The sequence below is a fragment of the Idiomarina sp. UBA4206 genome (assembly GCF_002383015.1).
GTDB lineage: Bacteria > Pseudomonadota > Gammaproteobacteria > Enterobacterales > Alteromonadaceae > Idiomarina > Idiomarina abyssalis.
In genome coordinates, this window is the sequence record NZ_DFTS01000014.1 from 118,906 (window position 1) to 121,801 (window position 2,896).

A 2,896-nucleotide genomic window follows, 5' to 3' on the forward strand; every position below is an offset into this window, starting at 1 on the left:
CGAGCGTATCGCGCGGGATTATCAAACTGAATTGCTTGGTTCTCTGCCGTTAGATTTGTCTATTCGCGCCGACGCGGACCAGGGAAAACCTTCTGTTGCGGCAGATCCTGAATCAGCGGTCAGCCAAAAATACCGTGCAATTGCACGCAAACTGGTGGCGAATATCCAGCAACATAATGCCAGCCAAGCTATGCCAACGATTGAAATTTCAGATGATTAATGCTTGTTGATATGTTGTCCTTACACAATAAAACTAAAAAAGGAGATCAATCGATCTCCTTTTTTATTGATGTCAATTTACTGCTGGTAATGAAACGATTGTCCGCTAATGCCGGCAGAGTCATCGCTTAACAGGTAGACATAAGCAGACATCAATTCTGCTGGCGTTTTTACGGTTTCTGGGTCTTCCGCAGGATAAGCTGATGCACGCATCGCCGTGCGAGTTGCACCTGGATTAATGCTATTTGCGCGGATGCGGGTTGCACCTTCCAATTCATCATGCAGTGTCTGCATAAAATTTTCTTGCGCTGCCTTGGATGCCGCATAAGCACCCCAAAAGGCGCGGCCTTTGAATGCAACACTGGAGCTGGTGAATAGGATACTTCCATGTTCGGCGCGCTCCAGTAGTGGCAGCAAAGCCTGAGTCATCATAAATGGTGAATTTACATTCACTTGCATGCAGCGCAGCCAAGCGCTAACCGAATAATTGCTGAGCGGAGTGCGTTCGCCCAAGTCAGCGGCATTAAATAGAATGCCATCCAAACGCCCGAATGTATCTTCCAGCGCATTGCACATATCGTCGTAATCTTTTTCTACTGCGCTTTCAAAATTGATGGGAAAAATTGCAGGTTGCGGGTGGCCCGCTGCTTCAATCTCATCGTAAACCTGTTCCAGTTTTGCCATGGTGCGGCCACAGAGGATTACCGTAGCACCGCAGGCGGCAAACGTAGTTGCGGCAGTTTTACCTATGCCTGCGCCTGCGCCGGTGACAAGAATAATTTTTCCGCTCAGTGCTTCGGGTTTAATAGTGTAATCGGAAGGTATTTGCATAAGCCTATCTTCAATAAGGTGGCGATTTAAAAATCGCAGGGTTTTACAGGTGTCGTTCGATAATGGGCCAAATTTCATCGGCGTGGTTTACGCAGTAGTCGGCATTCCAATTTGCTGGGTCATCACCTGCATCAACATAACCATAAGCGGCGGCAATCGTGATACTGCCGGCACCTTTACCGCAATCGATATCGCGCTTGTGATCGCCGATGTAAATAATTTCTTCGGGCAAGCACCCCAATTGTGTTCCCGCCAAAAATAAAGATTCTGGATCGGGTTTGCTGCGCGCAACATGGTCTGGGCAAATTACACTGAGTGGCGCAGGTTGAATATTCAATGCGGCCATTAAAGGTAATGTGTAGGTAGCCGGTTTATTAGTGGCAATTCCCCAGGCGATATTGTGATCGGCTAATTTGCCCAGCAGTTTATCAATTCCAGGAAAAAGTACGGTGTGAACTGCGATGTGCGCTAAATACAATTCCAATAAGCGTTGGCGCAGTGGCTCAAATTGTTCGTGGCTTTCATCGAGCGAAAACGCGAGTTTGATTAATGCTTTTGAGCCGTTAGAGACGCCAGCGCGGATGATTTCTGCTGCGAGTGCAGGGCGCGCTTGTTCACTCAGTAGTTGATTTACTACTACGACAAAATCGGGCGCGGTATCCAGTAGGGTGCCATCCAAGTCAAACATAACGGCGCGAATAGGTTTAGCCATTAATTGCCGACCTTTTTTGCATGTAAAAGATAATTAACGCTCACATCATTGGGGTTGAGCTTGTAATGTTTGGTAAGCGGGTTGTAAGTCATGCCAGTGATGGTTTGCAGTTCTAGGCCTGCGGCGCGCAGCCATTGCGCCAATTCCGATGGGCGAATAAATTTACTGTAATCGTGCGTGCCTTTGGGCAGCAATTTCAAAATATATTCAGCGCCGAGGATCGCAAAAGCATAGGCCTTTGGGCCGCGATTAATAGTAGAAAAATATACATCGCCGCCGTCTTTTACCAACGCGGCGCAAGCGCGCACAACCGATGAGGGATCGGGTACGTGTTCCAGCATTTCCATACAGGTAACTACATCAAATTCGCCAGGCATTTGTGTGGCTTTATCTTCTGCGGTGATTTGTTCGTAGGTCAATTCAACGCCGCTCTCCAGTGCGTGCAGGCGTGCAACCGCTAAAGGCGCTTCGCCCATATCGATTCCGGTCATTATTGCGCCGCGCTGCGCGAGTGATTCAGCCAGAATGCCGCCACCGCAACCTACGTCGATAATTTTTTTCTGCGCTACCGGTGAGCGCTCATCAATAAAATTAGCGCGCAATGGGTTTATGTCGTGCAGCGGTTTAAATTCGCTATTTTTATCCCACCAACGGCTGGCGAGGGCTTCAAATTTTGCAATTTCGGCAGTATCGACATTGGCCATAATATGTTTCCGCTTTATAAATTTAGTGAGTGGCGATTTGTTTCCGCCACCAATTGGCTTTACCTAAAATTTCGCGCTCATCCAGGGTTTGCAATTGGCGATTAACGAGCAGCGCTTTGCCTTGCACCCATACATGGCTTACCCCTTGACCGGAATGGGTGTACACCAGTTGTGATGCAGGATTGTATAAAGGTTGTGTTCCGAGCCCGCTTAAATCAATAGCGGTCATGTCGGCAAATTTACCCACTTCAAGGCTGCCGATTTTTTCTTCCATGCCCAAGGCTTTGGCGCCATTGAGTGTTGCCATACGCAGTGCAGCGTGGGCATCAAGTGCGGCGGCATCACCGGCGACCGCTTTGGCAAGCAATGCGGCGGTTTTTAATTCGCTGAATAAATCCAAATCATTATTGCTGGCGGCACCGTCAGTGCC

Annotated in this window: 5 protein-coding genes; 1 reads left to right on the forward strand and 4 read right to left on the reverse strand. The window is 48.5% G+C overall.

All coding sequences use genetic code 11. The features are described 5' to 3' along the window. The coding region (locus B3180_RS03245; RefSeq protein ID WP_286843015.1) for a P-loop NTPase at window positions 1–220 on the forward strand (220 nt) is incomplete at its 5' end. 77 nt (window positions 221–297) lie between these two features. On the opposite strand, the gene B3180_RS03250 is transcribed toward B3180_RS03245, so the two are convergent. The 4 genes from B3180_RS03250 to B3180_RS03265 form a co-directional block, all read right to left on the reverse strand. Next, window positions 298–1,050 (reverse strand): YciK family oxidoreductase, encoded by a 753-nt coding sequence (locus B3180_RS03250; protein WP_286843043.1) that lies wholly within the window; start codon window positions 1,048–1,050, stop codon window positions 298–300. Between the two features lie 43 nt (window positions 1,051–1,093). Next, complete coding sequence (locus B3180_RS03255) at window positions 1,094–1,762, reverse strand: HAD-IA family hydrolase (protein ID WP_286843017.1); 669 nt, start codon at window positions 1,760–1,762, stop codon at window positions 1,094–1,096. Next, window positions 1,762–2,466: a bifunctional 2-polyprenyl-6-hydroxyphenol methylase/3-demethylubiquinol 3-O-methyltransferase UbiG gene (gene ubiG / locus B3180_RS03260; RefSeq protein ID WP_286843019.1), complete on the reverse strand. Its 705-nt coding sequence runs from the start codon at window positions 2,464–2,466 to the stop codon at window positions 1,762–1,764. The genes B3180_RS03255 and ubiG overlap by 1 nt, the downstream gene beginning before the upstream one ends. Window positions 2,467–2,488: 22 nt before the next feature. Continuing rightward, a partial coding sequence (locus tag B3180_RS03265) for an amidohydrolase family protein (protein ID WP_286843021.1) occupies window positions 2,489–2,896 on the reverse strand: 408 nt, incomplete at its 5' end.